Annotated in this window: 19 protein-coding genes and 1 pseudogene; 11 read left to right on the plus strand and 9 right to left on the minus strand. The window is 35.2% G+C overall.

The genetic code is table 11. From position 1 onward, the window contains the following. The 6 genes and pseudogenes from QV06_RS04435 to rplM all read right to left on the minus strand — a co-directional run. The coding region (locus QV06_RS04435; RefSeq protein ID WP_245174247.1) for an HNH endonuclease at positions 1-334 on the minus strand (334 nt) is incomplete at its 3' end. Between the two features lie 245 nt (positions 335-579). Then, a complete protein-coding gene (locus tag QV06_RS04440) occupies positions 580-1,062 on the minus strand; it encodes a hypothetical protein (RefSeq protein ID WP_065237116.1) in 483 nt (160 codons plus the stop codon). 201 nt (positions 1,063-1,263) lie between these two features. Next, positions 1,264-2,232, minus strand: a pseudogene (ltrA, locus tag QV06_RS04445) (group II intron reverse transcriptase/maturase); the annotation flags it as partial. Between the two features lie 33 nt (positions 2,233-2,265). Next, positions 2,266-2,538 (minus strand): reverse transcriptase N-terminal domain-containing protein, encoded by a 273-nt coding sequence (locus tag QV06_RS11940; RefSeq protein WP_245174248.1) that lies wholly within the window; start codon positions 2,536-2,538, stop codon positions 2,266-2,268. A gap of 1,825 nt (positions 2,539-4,363) precedes the next feature. Then, positions 4,364-4,753, minus strand: a complete 390-nt coding sequence (gene rpsI, locus QV06_RS04450) for a 30S ribosomal protein S9 (protein ID WP_065237117.1) — start codon at positions 4,751-4,753, stop codon at positions 4,364-4,366. A 16-nt stretch (positions 4,754-4,769) separates the two neighbouring features. Next, positions 4,770-5,198, minus strand: coding sequence for a 50S ribosomal protein L13 (gene rplM, locus QV06_RS04455; RefSeq protein WP_065237164.1), 429 nt, complete (start codon positions 5,196-5,198; stop codon positions 4,770-4,772). A gap of 264 nt (positions 5,199-5,462) precedes the next feature. Here rplM and arsC point away from each other — a divergent pair, with 264 nt between their 5' ends. From arsC to QV06_RS04480, 5 genes are all read left to right on the plus strand, one after another. Further along, complete coding sequence (gene arsC, locus QV06_RS04460) at positions 5,463-5,825, plus strand: arsenate reductase (glutaredoxin) (protein ID WP_065237118.1); 363 nt, start codon at positions 5,463-5,465, stop codon at positions 5,823-5,825. Between the two features lie 79 nt (positions 5,826-5,904). Beyond that, entirely contained in the window at positions 5,905-6,087 is a 183-nt protein-coding gene (locus QV06_RS04465; RefSeq protein ID WP_065234836.1) for an alternative ribosome-rescue factor A, read from the plus strand. Positions 6,088-6,234: 147 nt separating this feature from the next. After that, positions 6,235-7,344, plus strand: a complete 1,110-nt coding sequence (locus QV06_RS04470; RefSeq protein WP_065237119.1) for a transglutaminase-like domain-containing protein — start codon at positions 6,235-6,237, stop codon at positions 7,342-7,344. Continuing rightward, the gene (locus tag QV06_RS04475) at positions 7,316-7,669 is read left to right on the plus strand and encodes a mercuric transporter MerT family protein (RefSeq protein ID WP_065237120.1); all 354 of its coding nucleotides are present in this window, start codon (positions 7,316-7,318) and stop codon (positions 7,667-7,669) included. Before QV06_RS04470 ends, QV06_RS04475 begins: the two co-directional genes overlap by 29 nt. A gap of 15 nt (positions 7,670-7,684) precedes the next feature. Next, positions 7,685-7,996, plus strand: coding sequence for a heavy-metal-associated domain-containing protein (locus QV06_RS04480; protein ID WP_065237165.1), 312 nt, complete (start codon positions 7,685-7,687; stop codon positions 7,994-7,996). Positions 7,997-8,067: 71 nt separating this feature from the next. Here the strand turns inward: QV06_RS04480 and QV06_RS04485 are convergent, their stop codons facing one another. The 3 genes from QV06_RS04485 to grcA form a co-directional block, all read right to left on the minus strand. Then, positions 8,068-9,384, minus strand: a complete 1,317-nt coding sequence (locus QV06_RS04485) for a surface lipoprotein assembly modifier (protein ID WP_065237121.1) — start codon at positions 9,382-9,384, stop codon at positions 8,068-8,070. A 64-nt stretch (positions 9,385-9,448) separates the two neighbouring features. Then, on the minus strand, positions 9,449-10,906 hold the full coding sequence (locus tag QV06_RS04490; RefSeq protein ID WP_065237122.1) for a transferrin-binding protein-like solute binding protein: 1,458 nt from the start codon (positions 10,904-10,906) through the stop codon (positions 9,449-9,451). A gap of 223 nt (positions 10,907-11,129) precedes the next feature. Next, the gene (grcA, locus tag QV06_RS04495) at positions 11,130-11,513 is read right to left on the minus strand and encodes an autonomous glycyl radical cofactor GrcA (RefSeq protein ID WP_065237123.1); all 384 of its coding nucleotides are present in this window, start codon (positions 11,511-11,513) and stop codon (positions 11,130-11,132) included. Between the two features lie 294 nt (positions 11,514-11,807). Between grcA and ung the strand changes: the two genes are divergently transcribed. From ung to QV06_RS04525, 6 genes are all read left to right on the plus strand, one after another. Beyond that, positions 11,808-12,476 carry a uracil-DNA glycosylase gene (ung, locus tag QV06_RS04500; RefSeq protein ID WP_065237124.1) on the plus strand — a complete coding sequence of 223 codons (669 nt, stop codon included), beginning with the start codon at positions 11,808-11,810 and terminating at the stop codon, positions 12,474-12,476. A 12-nt stretch (positions 12,477-12,488) separates the two neighbouring features. Continuing rightward, the gene (yaaA, locus tag QV06_RS04505; RefSeq protein ID WP_065237125.1) at positions 12,489-13,268 is read left to right on the plus strand and encodes a peroxide stress protein YaaA; all 780 of its coding nucleotides are present in this window, start codon (positions 12,489-12,491) and stop codon (positions 13,266-13,268) included. Beyond that, positions 13,261-13,833, plus strand: coding sequence for a hypothetical protein (locus QV06_RS04510; RefSeq protein ID WP_065237126.1), 573 nt, complete (start codon positions 13,261-13,263; stop codon positions 13,831-13,833). Before yaaA ends, QV06_RS04510 begins: the two co-directional genes overlap by 8 nt. Next, entirely contained in the window at positions 13,823-14,728 is a 906-nt protein-coding gene (locus QV06_RS04515; RefSeq protein ID WP_065237127.1) for a cation diffusion facilitator family transporter, read from the plus strand. The genes QV06_RS04510 and QV06_RS04515 overlap by 11 nt, the downstream gene beginning before the upstream one ends. A 121-nt stretch (positions 14,729-14,849) precedes the next feature. Beyond that, positions 14,850-15,815 carry a 6-phosphofructokinase gene (gene pfkA, locus QV06_RS04520; protein ID WP_065237128.1) on the plus strand — a complete coding sequence of 322 codons (966 nt, stop codon included), beginning with the start codon at positions 14,850-14,852 and terminating at the stop codon, positions 15,813-15,815. Between the two features lie 213 nt (positions 15,816-16,028). Next, the gene (locus QV06_RS04525) at positions 16,029-17,363 is read left to right on the plus strand and encodes an NAD(P)/FAD-dependent oxidoreductase (RefSeq protein WP_065237129.1); all 1,335 of its coding nucleotides are present in this window, start codon (positions 16,029-16,031) and stop codon (positions 17,361-17,363) included. Positions 17,364-17,473 lie beyond the last annotated feature (110 nt).

Here is a 17,473-nt window from a genome sequence, read left to right on the forward strand (position 1 = left end):
AGCAACCACTTTGTCCACTTGGTGTAGTTTTTTTAAAATCAACAACCATTTTGTCTACTACACCCGGCTTTACAACTTTCAAATTTAAGGCGTGTATTTTTGTATGGCAATTTGGGTGTACCAGACAACGATTACTTAACGTATCATTGCCACCAAACATTTTGTACACGATATGGTGATCGTGCCAACCTGTTTCTTTGGTAATTGGTAACCTGCATAAAGCACATTTTCCATCTTGGTTTTTATATAAAGCTTGCCATTGTTGTCTATGAGATTGTTCATCATATAAACGATTTTGACTAAGTTTTTCTCCATATAATTCCCATTCGGGCAAGAACGGATTATATTCAGACTTTATTTTAATATGCCGTTTTATTTTAACATTTCCACAATAAAACAAATTTAATGGATATGTTTCACCTTTATCATTGGTATATATCGTGCCAAATATCCAATTGCGGGTCGCATTGGTACAAAAGTATTTCTCCTTTATCCACTTGATCCCTTGTATGTGATGATTTGAGTAATTTTATGAAATTTCATATTTCATAAAATGAATGAAGAATTTGACCGCTTGTATTATTCCTCTGTTGGTAAATCATCTAGACTTGGAACGACAGGGCCTAACTCAAATTCGATAAGTTCGTAAAAAAAATTATTATCCAGTTCTTCAGTGGAGCTTAAAGTAAAATTATTAACATAAAGAATTGGAATGAATTCCGACATTTCCTTATCATAACCTGTAAGAAAATATAAGCCATAATTCATGTTTTTTATATTTTCAAGCCCAATTGTCCAATATGCCTCAGGAGCAAGTCGTCTAAAAACCTCACCTAAATAAATCCAACAATTTGCAAAGTCGGATATATGTTCTTTATCATTAAGAATTTTATTTTTTCTAATATATTTAGCCAGTTCAATAAGACTATCTAAAGAGTAATCCAGATGAAATCCTTGAGCTTCTGCTTTTTCAATTAGCTCATCTAGATAGTCATCGATGTGAAATAAAAACAAGTTAAAGTCTTCAGTTGCTTGTTTTTCATCTACTATTTTTTTACTCATAATTTTGATCCTATCGTGTATTTAATATTGTTTTGTTCTAAAGCTTTTAAGAAAGGCAGGGAGGCTCCTTTTTCCAGTATATATTCAACTTTATACCCTTTCTTTTGCAATAAAACATCCTTTGCTATATCTATTTTAGCTTGTTTGGTTAGAGAGACTTTTCCTGTTTTTAATTGTCCTAGGTATCTCCCTTTACTAATATCAATTATTGTGATGACGCCGCTTACACCATTTCCATAAGGCTTTCCAAACTAAAGCATCCATCCGTCCAAATATTTTACTTGCCACTTGGCTTTTATGATAATTTGCCCATCCTCTTAACATTGGATTTAGCACCATTATTAAGTCTTTCTGTTGAGCCATTTTCATTACAGAGATTGTTGATTTAACCTTATTGTAGAATGCTTTTACATTCTTTTGACTTGGTCTAACCAAAATCTTGGATTTGAAACGTCTAACAGTCCAACCTAGAAAATCAAAACCTTGTTCAATATGCACAACCTTTGTTTTTTCTGCCGACAAGGTTAAACCTCTTTCTGCTAGAAAATCTTCAATTAAAGGAATGACTTTTTCCTCAAGCAATGCTTTTGTTTTACCTGAGATAATAAAATCATCTGCATATCTTACTAGATACGTTTTGTTTTTTCGGATTTTTCTACTTCCTTTTTTCCCAAAATGGTTTTCAAGTAAGCATTCCAATCCATCTAATGTCATATTTGCCAACGTTGGCGAAATAATACCGCCTTGCGGTGTACCTTCTGTAGTCTGTTTTAATTGACCAAATTCAACAACACCTGATTTTAGCCACTTCCGCAATATTCGCTTATTGATCGGAATATGCTTTATTAGCCAGTCGTGGTTTATATGGTCAAAGCAACCTGCAATATCCGCATCCAGTACCCATTCAACAGCTTGATTGGTTTTCTTTCCTTTATGCGAATAAATTTGGTGTATATGAGTAATAGCGTCTGCCGTTGAACGGTTTAGTCTAAACCCATACGAACCTTTGTCAGCGGTTGTTTCTGCTACAGGCTGTAATGCTAATAAATGTAAGGCTTGCATTGCTCTATCTTTCATTGTTGGAATACCTAATGGACGTTTCTTTCCATTGGTTTTGGGAATATAAACTCGTCTTAATGGGCGAGGTTTATATCCTTTGTCCGTTAAAGAGAGTGCTGCTTGCCATTTTGCTTCAGGGGTATTTCAAAGCACTTTATCAACACCACTTGTCTTTTTGCCTTTATTTTCAGTTACTCGCTTTACCGCCACCAATTTGGCGTAATGCGAGTGGGTGAGCATTCGTTGTAAGTTTTTCACTTTACGCCAATCGCTCTCCTGCGTAGCCTTCGCAATCCGAATTTGCATTCCTTTCACATACCTTTCTGCTTTACGCCATTCAACGTAATGCCATTGTGAGATGTGCGAGGTCTCTGGATTGCAAGCTACTTTTTCAGTATAATGCTTACGCTCTTTCATACCTACCTCTGATATTACAAGGTAAGTTAAAAGGTCTCGGTAAGTGGGTAAATTCCTCGCTGTAAACTTGGTCGTGTACAAGAGGAACTACCGAATACCGATAGTTTTAACCGCTCTTGTAACCGATTGGGTTAAAGAGTACGGGCGTTAGGTGTGATGGGATTTCCCACCCATCACAATGAGCTAATCAAGTTAATTAGCTAGCAAGCCCAACGCTCGCCTTTCTTTAAATAGTTTACATTTGTTATTAGTTTGTTTCCCTTCCATTAGAGTAAGAAAACTTTAAATTGCCCCAATGGGACAAACTAACACTAATAACCCTTAAAGGCATTGCTACTCATCTTGCGATGAAAGACCAGTTGGAAGTCTGCATCCTTTCGGATTAGGTTATGTTTCATACCCTATCTACATCATTACAATGTAGCCTTCGCTTTTTCCAACCTCCCTTACCTGCATTTTCAACAGTATTGCTTACGCTTTACCTGCCTTGTTTGTTTTACTCAATCATTCTATTTCAAACGGTTTGAGTATTGTGGACAAGACGAAAATACAGGCTTACCAAGTTCCGTTATCATCACACGAATAGTGAAGATACAACCTGTTCCCCGACAGTGCTTAAGATGGCGTATTCCCACGTTAAAGAGGAATAACCGACTGCCTACCTTTTGGTTAAAGCCTATCAATAGCTTTGGCTTTGTCTCAATAACGAGGTTTATCAGTTGTTCACTTTCATTTATCTTTCTATTCAGTCTAGCCCCTCAAGAACTTGCTATTAGTTCTCTCTCAATAATTTCTCACGATTTTATTGACTGATTGCTCAGGAGTTCATTGTCAGGAAGCTCTGCACAACACCGTTGCCAGTGATGCACTATCCCTAGACTACTGTTAGCCATATAACAGGTTACCTCATCAATACTACTGCACTACTTATATCTTCAGTTTTATTGATTGTAACAATGATGATAACAGCTTACGCATACTTACTAAGTTGGTACGCCCTATACTGCAATAAATAAGCCTTTACTGTTACTTCCAAATTCACTTCTGCTTTCTATTCGCAATGTTTAAACTTACCCTAAATACAATCCCACTCTTCTTTATCTAATACAAAATACAAAGTGATTAAACTTTCTATTCCCAGATTAGAAGAGTAATTAATAAATTATAGGTGTAGTAAAGCCTAGCTCCTGAAATCTTGAGAACTTATTTATTCCATTCTTTCATTTGCTATCGAAAATACTCCATATCAAGAGTATTTAGTGAATAGATAAATGTATATACTCAGATATACATAAAGTGAAAAAGTAAATGTATATTCAACGATATACATAATGTGAAGTAAGTACTCCCTCCCTAAGATTTACCAGATCTTAGTTCTGATAGTTTTTCTGAGTACTGAACTATCTTTGGGCTTTCTTTATAGTAGGTGTGTAAACTTTTCTCCTCTCTGGGGTATGGGTAACCCAACTAATAATTCCAGTTTTCCCTGAAGTTATTGTCTTAATACTCTTAATAGTATTAACGGGAAGTATGGGTAACTTCGAAACGGGATCTTGCTTACTTACTCTTCTTAATATTTTGTTAAACAGGGAATATCAAGTACATCAAAGTGAAGATCATACCTCTATCCTTTAGAGATGGTCTGTTTACATTGACCAACTTAGAACCAAGTCTTGAGCAACGCTCCGTTCTTGGTCTGCCTTCCCAAGCACCTCCGAGAGGTGCTTGAAAAGTTGGAAATAACTGGTCGGTGCAACCAGTATTTCCTGCAATAAATCCTTGATATATAAGGAAATATTGCCATAAGTACGACACCTTGTCGCACTTAACGTTTTGAGTATTGTGGACGACGACGTGATTTGCGAAGACCAACTTTTTTACGTTCAACACGACGAGCATCACGGGTAACAAAACCAGCTGCACGTAATACTGGACGTAAAGTTTCATCATACTCAATTAACGCACGAGTAATACCGTGACGAATTGCACCTGCTTGACCAGAGATACCACCACCTTTAACAGTGATATATAGGTCAAATTTTTCTGCCATATCCACTAATTCTAAAGGTTGACGAACAATCATACGTGAAGTTTCACGACCGAAATAAACATCAAGTTCACGTTGATTGATAGTAATTTTACCTGTGCCCGGTTTAATAAATACACGAGCTGAAGAGCTTTTGCGGCGGCCTGTGCCGTAGTTTTGATCTGCCATAGTCTAAACCTCGTGATTAAATATCTAAAATTTGTGGTTGCTGTGCAGCGTGATTATGTTCGCTACCTGCATACACTTTTAATTTACGGTACATTTGACGACCTAAAGGACCTTTAGGCAACATACCTTTAACTGCGATTTCAATCACACGTTCTGGACGACGAGCAATCATTTCAGCAAAAGTCGCTTGTTTGATACCACCAACGTAGCCAGTGTGCCAGTAATAAATTTTATCAGTTTTTTTACGGCCTGTTACAGCAACTTTATCAGCATTGATAACGATGATGTAATCACCTGTGTCAACGTGTGGAGTATATTCAGGTTTATGTTTACCACGTAAGCGGCTTGCGATTTCTGTAGCTAAACGACCTAAAGTTTTACCAGTCGCATCAACTACATACCAGTCGCGTTTTACTGTTTCTGGTTTTGCTACAAAAGTTTTCATTAATTCATTACCAAAATAATAATTTAACACCCTGTGTCCAAGTTTTGAACACACCTTTTCGCTCTCAATAGCACCCCTTCAAGTGTATTTTAAGCATAAAAAAATTACATGGTGGGAAAAACCAATGTAATTAACAGGGTCGCAAGATTATACAGTAAGCAAAATGAAAAAACTATGCAAAATTGTATTTTTCGTAATTTATTTTTGATTTTTAGTTAAGCGTGATAGAGTGATAAAACTTAATCATTAAGTAAGGAGAAAAAGATGACAATTAAAATTTTACATAATCCTCGTTGTTCTAAAAGTCGTGCCACTTTACAGTTATTAGAGGAACACAAAATTCAACCCGAAGTCATTTTATATTTAGATTGCAGATTTCCATTATCAGAATTAAAAATTTTAATGGGAAAATTAGGCATTGAAGATCCTCGTCTGATGATGAGAACTCAAGATGATTTATATAAATTACTTGCTTTAGATCAATTAGATCCAATGATTCCAGAACAAAAAGAAAAATTGTTACAAGCTATTGTTGATAATCCAGCATTATTAGAGCGTCCAATCGTGATTAATGACAATCAAGCCAGAATTGGTCGTCCGCCTGAAAATGTGTTAGAGATTTTATAGTCAGCCGAGTATAAATTTGTCATAATACACGCCGCCAAAATTTGGCGGTTTTTTAGTATTATGAAGAAAGGAAAAATTTATGAAACAATCTTATCAACACCAGCGTGGTGAAATTCAAGAAAGTGCGGTGAAAGCACTAGTGACAGATAAATTATTCAGACAACGTATTGAACGCCAACGTAAAGGAAAAGGCAGTTATCAACGTAGAGCAAAACACGTTAAACGTGATTACCAAAGTGCAACGATAAGCGTTTTATTTTAAAATTTTTATCGTTGCATTTTTTATTGAGAAAATAGATTTATAAAAAATATTGCTTTCTTTTTTCATCAATCCGAGTATCCTTACCAAGTTCACTGCAAGTGAACATTCAAAATATAGCAAGTTATGTTTATTTTAAGGTTACACAATATGAAAAAACTTCTGTTAGCATCAATTCTCATTTCTGGCATGGCCTATGCCACAACACCTGTTACTCAAGTTAATCCAAATACAACAACACATACTTACGAATTTACCAATTCTTATGATCTTGTTGCACCAAAAGGGGCAGCCGGCGAAACCAATTTATGGGTACCATTACCATTCAATAGTGACTACCAAACATTGAAATCAATTGAATTTGAAGGAAACTATCGTAATGCGTATATCACAGAAAATAACCAATATGGCGCAAAAACACTTTATGCGAATTGGGGAGAAAAAGCAGATAAACGTATCCTTAAAGTAAAAATGGTTATTGAAACTAAAGACCGTGAACCAATGGTAACGAGCGCATTAAAAGATTATAAGATGCCGGAAAAAATTAATTATTCGGTTGATGTTCAACCTTACCTCAAAGCAACACCACATATTAAAACCGATGGTATTGTAAAACAGTTTGCTGACAAAATTGTGGGTAATGAAAAAAATCCACTAAAAAAAGCAGAGCTGATTCACCAATGGATTGTCAACAATATGGAACGTGATAATTCTGTTTTAGGTTGTGGGGATGGTGATGTTGAGAAGATTCTGACAACAGGTGTATTAAAAGGAAAATGTACTGATATTAATTCAGTATTTGTTGCGTTAGTGCGTGCTTCCGGGATCCCTGCGCGTGAAATTTTTGGTATCCGTTTAGGTGCTGCACCAAAAATGGAGAAATATTCAAAGAAAGCTTTTGGTAGTGCTAAAGATGGCGTAGCTAATGAAGATGGTGGTCAACATTGCCGTGCTGAATTTTATTTAGCTGGATTTGGTTGGGTACCAGTGGATTCAGCGGATGTTGCGAAAATGCGTTTAACTGAGAAAAAATCGGTAGAAGATCCTGCAACTCAAGCAGTTGCTAAATATCTATTTGGTAACTGGGAAGCAAATTGGGTTGGTTTTAATCATGCGCGTGATTTTGATCTTTATCCTGCACCAGAATTAAAACCAATTAATAATTTTGGTTACCCTTATGCAGAAATTGGCGGTGATCCGTTAAATTCATATAATCCGAAAGAATTTGGTTATGAGTTCATTTCTAAAGAAATCAAATAATCAATTTTTTGCTAGTTGTGTTACTGCTGTCATTGCAGCAGTAACCTCAACTTTGTGCTGTATTGCACCATTGATCTATCTAGTATTTGGTGTTTCTTCTACTTGGCTAATTGAACTCAATCGCTTTGATTATTTGCGGATTCCGATGTTAATTTTGTCATTAGGTGCATTTGGTTATGGATTTTGGTTGTTAATTTTCTCAAAGAAAATTATTTGTACTAAATATTTATCGCGCAAATGGCTGATTGCACTTTATTGGCTGGTTTTTATTGTCATTTTATTTTTCCTTACTTATCCGACAGTGTTACCTTGGTTTTTAGAATAATAAGAGGATTATATGTTGAAAAAAATTATCTATGTCTTATTAATGGTGTCGGCATTTTCTCAATCAGTTTATGCTGCAACAGCAGCTCAGCCACAACTGACCTCACAGACTGCAGAACGTGAAGTTTCGTTTTATGTTAAGGAAATGACTTGTCAGCTTTGTGTTTATTTAGTGAATAAAGAGTTGCGTGCGCTTGATGGCGTGATTAAAACTAAAGCTAATATGAATGAACATACTGTAAAAATTATTGCGAAACCAGAAGTGACTAACCAACAACTTATTCAAGCTATTGAAAAACTCCACTATACGGCAAAAGTAATAGAATAAAAAAATGCCGGAGTAAGCCGACATTTTTTAATTAACTATTTTAGTAATCTATTTAATCTCAAAATACTCAGTCAAAATTGTTTTTCAAATAATAGGTTGATGTTCTTATCTGTATAAGAATACATTGATGGAATATTACTCACTTGTTGTTTCCAATTAAGTTGTAATTTTGGGGTAATATTCCACCATTGCCAGTCTCGCTTCCATAGGGTTAAGCTACTTTGATAAATATTGTCTTGTCTGGTTTTATTAAGCGGTAAAATACCACCCAGTACAGCTTGATCCTGATACTTACGTTTTGAGATAGAAAAATTTATCTGACTGGAAATCCCTAACTTCCATTCTTGTTTCCAGCCTAAGCGTAGGCTATTTGTATGGTATGAATATTGTTTTTCTCGTGTATTTTCCCACAGTGCATCAATCCCTATATAGAAGAATTGAGTACTTGTTGGCAACCACAATAAAGTACTAGATGCTAATTTGCTATCTCCATCTAATATTGTTGCTTGTGGATACCTATTTTTTGCGTATTCAAGTGTATTGGATATTTGAAAATGATTATTTAGCCAGCGCGACCACTCCAAAGTAACACCATAGCTTTGCTGATATCTTTGATTTGCTACCCAGCGCCACTGATAAAAAGGTAAAATTGCGAGTTGTTGAATTGCATTTTTATATTTATAGCCTAGATTAAGACGGTTTTGAATATCAGTATAATCATGATTATCCCAATAATATTTACCATTAAGCGTATTTTCTAAGGCAAGATAATGGGCATATATTAGATTGAAATCTTTCCCAATACTGCTATTAAAAGCGATACCATGTGCCGATTGTGGCAGCATACTTGGATTTTTGCGAAATCCCGTGTTCTCAATATTTATATCAGAAGAAACGTTATTCACATTATCGGCTTGGGTGTAATACACATTAAAGCGACTATACCAACGATTACGCTGTTGAATCGCTTCAAGATATAAATCAATTAATTGTTCAATGGCTGGAGGCAAGTTATCTGATTTGACAAGCTCAAATTGTGTTTGGGCTTCATTATTTTGTTGATTCAAAAAGAGAGCTTTTGCTAATTCGATCCGTACTGGATTCAATTTAGGATTAATTGCTAGGATTTGGCGTAATAAATGGATAGTTGTGTCATATTCCTTTTTTGATTTGGCTATTACACTTTCCACAAATAATACTAAAATTGGATCATGATCTTTAACTAAGCGATACTGTTTGAGCAAATAGCCAATGGTTTGATATTGTTGTTGATAGATTGCTTGGTTAAGCTTCTGTTCTAGTATTAGTTGTTGTTTATGATGTGGTACACCTGCTAATGCAGGTAAACAACTTAAGATAAAGAGATAGAAAATAAAAAATTTTTTCATAGAGAGTGAAATGTTGATGGGTTAAATAATCCCCTAACAGAAGCTAGGGGGATAATTAAATGAATTATTGTTTTTCTGCAGTAAATACACCTTTTTCAGGTATATAAGAACCTAGAGATGGGGCAGGTAAGACAATTGAACCAGCTATCTGTTCTGCATGTTTTCCCATAAAGATCCCTTGATAGGAACCATTAGTTTGAGATGGACCTATAGGAGGATTATTATAGGGATCAGTAACTGTCCTGGATGCAGTTCCAGAAAATTCCATCATGCCACGATTAGTTGTGATTGGTGCTGGATGTAATGTAATCGAAGAAGCATAAGGACCATCAGATGAATGAGCATCTACAGTTCCTGAAATTGATTGATCAGTAAAATTAGCATTAAGAGTAATATTTTTATGACCATATGATGACATAGAAGAAGTAGTGATATTTTGTGCAGTATGAATCTGTCCCCGATATTGAGCAGACCCTTGAATACGTTGCAATTCTGATAAATATTGTGCACGAGTTGGGTTACCACCAAAGCTATAAACAATCTTTTCCTGTCCATTGCTTAAGTCTTTTTGAATTAAAATAGAGTTACCTGCTTCTTCTAGATTATAGTTATAAGAAACATATACGACATTCGATGAAGAAAGAGCACTTATGATATTTTTCTCATGTCGAATACCATCTGCTGTAATATTTACATCAAAGTTATAATCAGAATTAATACTAGGATTTTCTTGATCAGTATATTGAACAAATTTAGGAGCAACAAAATTTTCTCTTTCTTTTTCTCTAGCTAAGCGGAGTTCTCGTTGTTCGGTTGTTTCTTGGTAAGGATTTATTTGTTTTGTTAGATTATTAAGTTGTTCTGTTAGTGTTGTTACCTCATTCAATGTATTTTGAATTTGACTATCTTTATTCCAAAGTTGATTTTCCAGATCGCTAATACGACTATATAACTCACTAATTTGTCGATCTTTATCGTTACTTGCCTCTATATGTGCTGTAAGAATATTTTCTTTTTCCCTGATAACATTCTCTTTTTCAATTAATGCTTGTTCTTTTTCTTGAATAAGTTTCTCTTTATTATCTGCTAGTTGACTTAGTTCATTTCTTTGTTGAATCAATTTCTCTTTTTGTTGTTTAAGCTCAGTAAGTTGGTCTTTTAACTTTTTCTGCTCTTCTTCTAAATAGGTTTTTTGAGTTTGTAATTCGGCAATTAACGCATTTAGTTGAGCATTATTGTCAGTTGGATTTGCGATAAGTGTATTTAATTGTTTTTCAATTGTTTCGAGTCTGGTTTTTAATGTATTAAGCTGAGTAGTGTCTGTGGAAGAGTTGTTTGTAGAAGAATTTTGAGTGTTGGTTTCTTGGGGAACTTGATTAGAAGTTGTAATATCTTTTTCTGTTGTAGGTTTTTCTGCATTGGTCGTAGCTGGTTTTGTTCCACCACTAGAACTACCGCAAGCAACAATACCTAATGAAAGAAGAGTGATAAGTGCAATGGGTTTGAAAGGAAGTTTTTGCATATAAAGCTCCATTAAGATAACAATACAAGATATAAAAGCCCGTTAAACCTATTGTTTTGCTACCAAACTATTTTGGTAAGCAAAAACTTCCTTAGTTTAAAAAAAAAACAAGTGGTTAGCTTCAAAAAACTAAAAAATTTGAGAGTGTGAATAGCAACAGAAGAAAATTTTTGTAAAAAAAAACGGCGATCCTTTTGATCGCCGTTTGATTAGGAAAATAAGATTATAGGCTTTCAGTGAAAGTACGAGTGATTACATCGCGTTGTTGTTCTGGAGTTAAAGAGTTGAAACGAACTGCATAACCAGAAACACGGATAGTTAATTGTGGATATTTTTCTGGGTGTTTTACAGCGTCTTCTAAAGTTTCACGACGTAATACATTAACGTTTAAGTGTTGACCACCTTCAACTTTTACAGTTGGTGCAACGTCAACTGGTAATTCACGATATTCAATGTTGCCTAATTCGTTGATTGCAACGATTTGATCTTCAGCATAATCACCTTTTGCACATAAACAACGTGCTTCACCTTTCTCATTATCTAATAACCAGAAAGAGTTAATTAAATTGTCATTTGCTGCTTGTGTAATTTGAATACCTTTAATCATGATTGCCTCCAAAAGCATCTATTAATAACCTAATGAACTGACGAAAATTTTATCAAAATATTTTATATTTTCAAATTAAATTACAATATTTTGGCTATCTCAATAATAAAAAATTTTCCTTAGAATGGTTATTTTGATTTTAATCAAAAAATTATTAGGCTAAATAATTCGAGGTAGATTTATTTTTACGTTTTAATAATGAAATTGTAACAATCGGTGATGTAATTTTTATTTGTGATCTTAGAAAATGTTTTTTTATAATTTAGCGTCTTACACGATAACAAGGATAATGCCATGAGAACATGGAAAGAGATGATTGGGCATGAAAAAGCTGATCCTTATTTTCAGCAGATCTTGCAACAAGTCCAACATCAACGAGATTTAGGCAAGATTATTTACCCACCAAAGGCAGATGTATTTAATGCATTTCGTTATACTGAATTTGATCAAGTTAAAGTCGTTATTTTAGGGCAAGATCCTTATCATGGGCCTAATCAAGCGCATGGACTGGCTTTTTCAGTGCGACCTAATGTGCCACCACCGCCTTCATTATTAAATATGTATAAAGAGTTAAGCCAAGATATTGAAGGGTTTCAAATTCCAAATCACGGCTATTTAGTGAATTGGGCAACACAAGGGGTACTGTTGTTGAACACAGTATTAACGGTTGAGCAAGGAAAGGCACATTCACACGCAAATTTTGGCTGGGAAACCTTTACCGATCATGTGATTGCGACACTAAACCAACATACATCAGGTTTGGTTTTTTTGTTGTGGGGAAGTCATGCACAAAAGAAAGGACAGTTTATTGATCGACAAAAACATTGTGTATTAACTGCACCGCACCCATCGCCGTTATCTGCACATCGAGGTTTTTTTGGTTGTCACCATTTTTCACGAGCCAATCACTATTTAATCCAACAAGGAAAAACACCGATTGATTGGAAACTCGCCAATATTTAAAGAAGGAACAATATGTTAGCAATTATTTCACCAGCAAAAACGCTGGATTTTACTACGTCTGCACCAATAAATACGGTTACGCAGCCAAGTTTGACTGCGTATAGCGAACAGCTAATTAATCTTTGCCGTCAATTAACTCCAGCAGACATCGCCTCTTTAATGAAAATTAGTGATAAGTTGGCGGGATTAAATGCAGCCCGTTTTGCAGAATGGCAAGTAGAGCATAATCAAAATAATAGTAAAGCAGCAATCTATGCATTTAAAGGGGATGTCTATACTGGTTTAGATGCAGAGAGTTTATCAGTGGCAGACATTGACTTTGCACAGACACATTTACGAATGTTATCAGGGCTATATGGTTTATTACGTCCTTTAGATTTAATGCAACCTTATCGTTTGGAAATGGGAACTAAGTTGGCGAATCCGCATGGTAAGGATCTGTATCAATTTTGGGGAAATATAATTACTGATCATCTACAACAAGCGATTGATCAACAAGGCGATAATCTATTGATTAACGCTGCATCAGATGAATATTTTAAAGCAGTGAATAGTGATCGTTTAAAAGCAACCATTGTGAAGCCAATTTTTATGGATTATAAAAATGGTCGGTATAAAATTATCAGCTTTTATGCGAAGAAAGCACGAGGCTTGTTTTGTCGTTATCTTGTACAAAATCAAGTGACTGAAGTCGAACAGCTCAAAGCATTTGATTTAGCAGGATATTGGTTTGATAAAACAGCTTCAACTGCAACAGAGTTAGTGTTTAAACGGGAGTTAAGTGATGATTAAACGTTTATCGTGGTTGGTGATTTTGTTCTTAACAGGATGTGTATCGCATCAAGTAAGCCAACATAAAATTGCTGTACCAACAAAATTAAGCTTTGCACAACAGCAGTATCAATTAACCAAAACAGATGATTTAGGAAGTGTGGTGAAATATACCTATCAATTAATTGATACCAATAGTGCAAAACATTCACATCTAGAGATTTTTCAAGATTTACAGCAAGATTTTGCAAAGACTGATCCAACTTATCTGCAACGTATTGCATTACGAGAAAAAATGTATTCTCGTTCAGACATTCAAGTATATAGCAATCAAGTAAAAGATAATCAGTTGTATAGTTATGTGGTCTATCCGCCAGCAGAACAATTTACTGATTATCAAGTTGATGTGGCGAAAGGTGAAAATTTGGCAGCGTGTGGATTTGTTCAAGTGCAATATAGCGAACAATTTGCACCAGTAAAAAGTAGCACAATGGCAGTATTGAAAAAGTTAGAACAACAAAAAGCGAAACCGTTAGTGGCAGAAATGATGAAATACCCACTAACTTGGAGCTGTAATGAAAAATAATTATTCAATTTACGTAAAACGTGCAGCCTGTTTTGCCATTTTTACCGCCTTGTTTTTGGTATTAATTAAGGCAATCGCATGGTGGAAAACGGGCTCAGTTAGTATTTTAGCCGCTATTACAGATTCTTTATTGGATCTGCTAGCTTCTTTTACCAGTATGTTGATTTTACGTTTTGCCTTAATGCCAGCAGATGATAACCATTCATTTGGGCATGGTAAGGCAGAGTCGCTCGCTTCGTTAGCCCAAGGAATGTTTATTTGTGGTTCAGTTGTTTTCTTATTTCTTCAAGGCATCCAACGTTTAAATTCTCCAGAGATTACAGATCATAATATTTGGGGGATTGCGGTGACTGTGATTTCAGTAGTAATGACAGGTATTTTGGTTGCTTTCCAAAAATATACGATCAAATTAACAGATAGCCCCGCAATTAAAGCGGATAGTTTGCATTATCAGACAGACTTATTTATGAATTTGGGGATCTTAGTAGCATTAGTGCTTAGCTATTATGGTTTTATCATAGCTGATGCAATTTGTGCATTAATTATTGCGGTCTATATTTTAGTCAATGCACTGAAAATGGTCGCCGAAGCCATACAAATGTTACTAGATGTTGCTTTACCAGATGAAGAAATTGAATTAATCAAAATGATCGCTAAACAGAATAAACACGTATTAGGAATTCATGATATTAAAACTCGCCGAGCGGGTGCGGTACGTTTTATTCAATTACATCTAGAATTAGAGGATCATTTACCATTAGTCGTTGCTCACGATATTACAGAAGAGTTGGAACAAGCCTTACTGAAAGCATTTCCTCATTCTGACGTAATAATTCATCAAGAACCTACCTCAGTTGTTAAACAGGAAATGGCGGAACAACAAGCGAATTCCTGATTAGATCAAAAATTACGAAAGTAATCAAAAATTTCACTAGAGGATAGAGAGTGAATAGTGTAATCTTAGCGCGGTTTTGATTTATTTTTAGCTTTAAAATATTTCCGAATGAGGACGAATTATGATTAAGAAAATTGCCGTATTAACAAGTGGTGGTGATGCGCCAGGAATGAACGCTGCAATTCGTGGAGTTGTGCGTGCAACGTTATACGAAGGCTTAGAAGTATATGGTATCTATGATGGTTACCAAGGACTTTATTTCAATAAAATTAAAAAATTAGAACGCTATCATGTATCTGATGTGATTAATCGTGGTGGTACTTTCTTAGGTTCTGCGCGTTTCCCTGAGTTTAAAGATCCGGCTGTTCGGGCAAAATGTGTGGAGAACTTACGTTTTCATGGTATTGATGCACTAGTTGTAATTGGTGGAGACGGTTCCTATATGGGAGCAAAGTTATTAACGGAAGAACATGATTTCCCATGTATTGGTTTACCAGGTACGATTGATAATGACGTAGCAGGAACAGATTATACGATTGGATATCAAACCGCATTAGAAACAGCATTAGATGCGATTGATCGTTTACGTGATACCTCAAGTTCACACCAACGTATTTCCATTGTAGAAATTATGGGACGTCATTGTGGTGATTTAACCTTAGCTGCGGCTATTGCTGGTGGTTGTGAGTTTATCGTTGTGCCAGAACGCCCATTTGAACGTGAAGCACTGATTCGTAAAGTAGAGTATGGTATTGAAAAAGGAAAACGCCATGCAATTATTGCGATTACTGAACATATGTGTGATGTCAATGAATTAGCGAAAGAAATTGAAGAACGCGTAAAACACGAAACTCGTGCGACAGTATTAGGTCATATTCAACGTGGTGGTGCACCTTGTGCATTTGACCGTATTCTTGCGTCAAGAATGGGAGTATATGCGGTTGAATTATTGTTACAAGGAGAGAAAGGTCGTTGTGTGGGTATCCAAAATGAGAAATTAGTTCACCACGATATTATCGATGCAATTCAAAATATGAAACGTACCTTTAAAGAAGATTGGTTCAATACTTCAAGAAAACTTTATTAATATACAATAATTAATCTTCCTTGAATTGATGAACGCATACTGTCATTTGGCAGTATGCGTTTTTTTATGTTGCGTTATGTTGTTGTTTAAAAAATGTTATAACTAGTAGTATTAATAATTCATTTGATAATAATTTTTTTCTATTAAATAAATGAAATAAAGTGCGATATACTTTCACTAAAATTTTACAATTATCTTAATGGAGAAACATTTATGCAAAAAATCGTGATTGTTGGCGGTGGTGCTGGTGGACTTGAATTAGCGACCTTTCTTGGCCATAAATTAGGACGTAAAAAGAAAGCAGAAGTGATTTTAGTCGATCGCAATCAGACTCACTTATGGAAACCGCTATTACATGAAGTTGCGACAGGATCATTAGATGATGGTGTGGAAGCGGTAAGTTATCGTGCTCATGCAAGAAATCATGGTTTCTTATTCCAACAGGGCTATATTACAGGTCTTTCTCGGAATGAAAAAAATATTACTTTAGCCCCGATTCATGATGAACGAGGCAAATTATTAGTTGCTGAACGTAAGATTAATTACGATATTTTGGTATTAAGTATTGGCAGTAAGTCTAATGATTTCAATACGAAAGGTGTTAGTGAGAACTGTATTTTTCTAGACAGTCCTGATCAAGCACTGTATTTCCAAAAACGGATGATGCAACTCTTTTTAAAGTTTGCTGAGGATAATCTTGCCGCTGATGATGTTGTGGTATCTGAAAAAATTCAGTTAGTTGAACCAAATAAAATCAATATTGCGATTGTTGGTGCAGGGGCAACGGGTGTAGAACTTTCAGCGGAACTTTATAATGCAGCACAATATTTATCAGGCTATGGCTTCGGCAAAATTGATAATCGTTGCTTAAAAGTGACTCTAATTGAAGCGGGAAATAAAATTTTACCTGCATTATCAGATCGAATTATTAATTCAGCGCACAAAGAGTTAGTAGCACTTGGGGTGGATGTTCGTACCAATACGCGCATTATTGAAGCAACTGAAAACAGTTTAAAAACGCATGATGGTGAAGAGATTAAAGCGGATTTAATGGTTTGGGCTGCAGGAATTCGTGCTTCTGATGTAACTAAGCAATTTGATGGTTTAGAGATTAATCGTATCAATCAATTACAAGTGAAAGACACATTACAGACAACGCTTGATGATCATATTTTTGCGATTGGTGATTGTGCGGCATTATTACAGAAAGATGGTAAACCTGTGCCTCCTCGTGCTCAAGCTGCACATCAAATGGCAACGACTTGTGGGAAAAATATTTTAGCCTTATTAGAAAATAAGCCTTTAAAAACATTTACTTATTATGATCATGGTTCATTAGTTTCGCTATCCCGCTTTAGTACAGTGGGTAACTTAATGGGCAATTTAGTTAGAGGATCGATGACAATTGAAGGACATATTGCCCACTTTATCTATGTTTCTTTATACCGAATGCATCAGGTCGCTTTGCATGGTTGCTTTAAAACAGCTTTATTTATGTTAGTGGGACGCTTAAACCGTTTTATTCGTCCATTAATGAAGTTACATTAGTTTTAAAATTAATTTTTAGAAGTGTGAAATCTGCCACACTATTGTGGCGGATTTTTTTTATTTTCAATGCTATATTGTTCTAAACAAATTAGATAGTAAATAGGCAGGAA

The sequence above is a fragment of the Gallibacterium genomosp. 3 genome (assembly GCF_001678475.1).
GTDB classification, from domain to species: Bacteria; Pseudomonadota; Gammaproteobacteria; order Enterobacterales; family Pasteurellaceae; genus Gallibacterium; species Gallibacterium faecale.

What these genes read in the sequence shown, in the direction of transcription:
- QV06_RS04440 (WP_065237116.1), bottom strand. Translation starts at nt 1,062, where the DNA reads ATGAGTAAAAAAATAGTAGATGAAAAACAAGCAACTGAAGACTTTAAC.
- QV06_RS11940 (WP_245174248.1), bottom strand. Translation starts at nt 2,538, where the DNA reads ATGAAAGAGCGTAAGCATTATACTGAAAAAGTAGCTTGCAATCCAGAG.
- rpsI (WP_065237117.1), bottom strand. Translation starts at nt 4,753, where the DNA reads ATGGCAGATCAAAACTACGGCACAGGCCGCCGCAAAAGCTCTTCAGCT.
- rplM (WP_065237164.1), bottom strand. Translation starts at nt 5,198, where the DNA reads ATGAAAACTTTTGTAGCAAAACCAGAAACAGTAAAACGCGACTGGTAT.
- arsC (WP_065237118.1), top strand. Translation starts at nt 5,463, where the DNA reads ATGACAATTAAAATTTTACATAATCCTCGTTGTTCTAAAAGTCGTGCC.
- QV06_RS04465 (WP_065234836.1), top strand. Translation starts at nt 5,905, where the DNA reads ATGAAACAATCTTATCAACACCAGCGTGGTGAAATTCAAGAAAGTGCG.
- QV06_RS04470 (WP_065237119.1), top strand. Translation starts at nt 6,235, where the DNA reads ATGAAAAAACTTCTGTTAGCATCAATTCTCATTTCTGGCATGGCCTAT.
- QV06_RS04475 (WP_065237120.1), top strand. Translation starts at nt 7,316, where the DNA reads ATGAGTTCATTTCTAAAGAAATCAAATAATCAATTTTTTGCTAGTTGT.
- QV06_RS04485 (WP_065237121.1), bottom strand. Translation starts at nt 9,384, where the DNA reads ATGAAAAAATTTTTTATTTTCTATCTCTTTATCTTAAGTTGTTTACCT.
- QV06_RS04490 (WP_065237122.1), bottom strand. Translation starts at nt 10,906, where the DNA reads ATGCAAAAACTTCCTTTCAAACCCATTGCACTTATCACTCTTCTTTCA.
- grcA (WP_065237123.1), bottom strand. Translation starts at nt 11,513, where the DNA reads ATGATTAAAGGTATTCAAATTACACAAGCAGCAAATGACAATTTAATT.
- ung (WP_065237124.1), top strand. Translation starts at nt 11,808, where the DNA reads ATGAGAACATGGAAAGAGATGATTGGGCATGAAAAAGCTGATCCTTAT.
- yaaA (WP_065237125.1), top strand. Translation starts at nt 12,489, where the DNA reads ATGTTAGCAATTATTTCACCAGCAAAAACGCTGGATTTTACTACGTCT.
- QV06_RS04510 (WP_065237126.1), top strand. Translation starts at nt 13,261, where the DNA reads ATGATTAAACGTTTATCGTGGTTGGTGATTTTGTTCTTAACAGGATGT.
- QV06_RS04515 (WP_065237127.1), top strand. Translation starts at nt 13,823, where the DNA reads ATGAAAAATAATTATTCAATTTACGTAAAACGTGCAGCCTGTTTTGCC.
- pfkA (WP_065237128.1), top strand. Translation starts at nt 14,850, where the DNA reads ATGATTAAGAAAATTGCCGTATTAACAAGTGGTGGTGATGCGCCAGGA.
- QV06_RS04525 (WP_065237129.1), top strand. Translation starts at nt 16,029, where the DNA reads ATGCAAAAAATCGTGATTGTTGGCGGTGGTGCTGGTGGACTTGAATTA.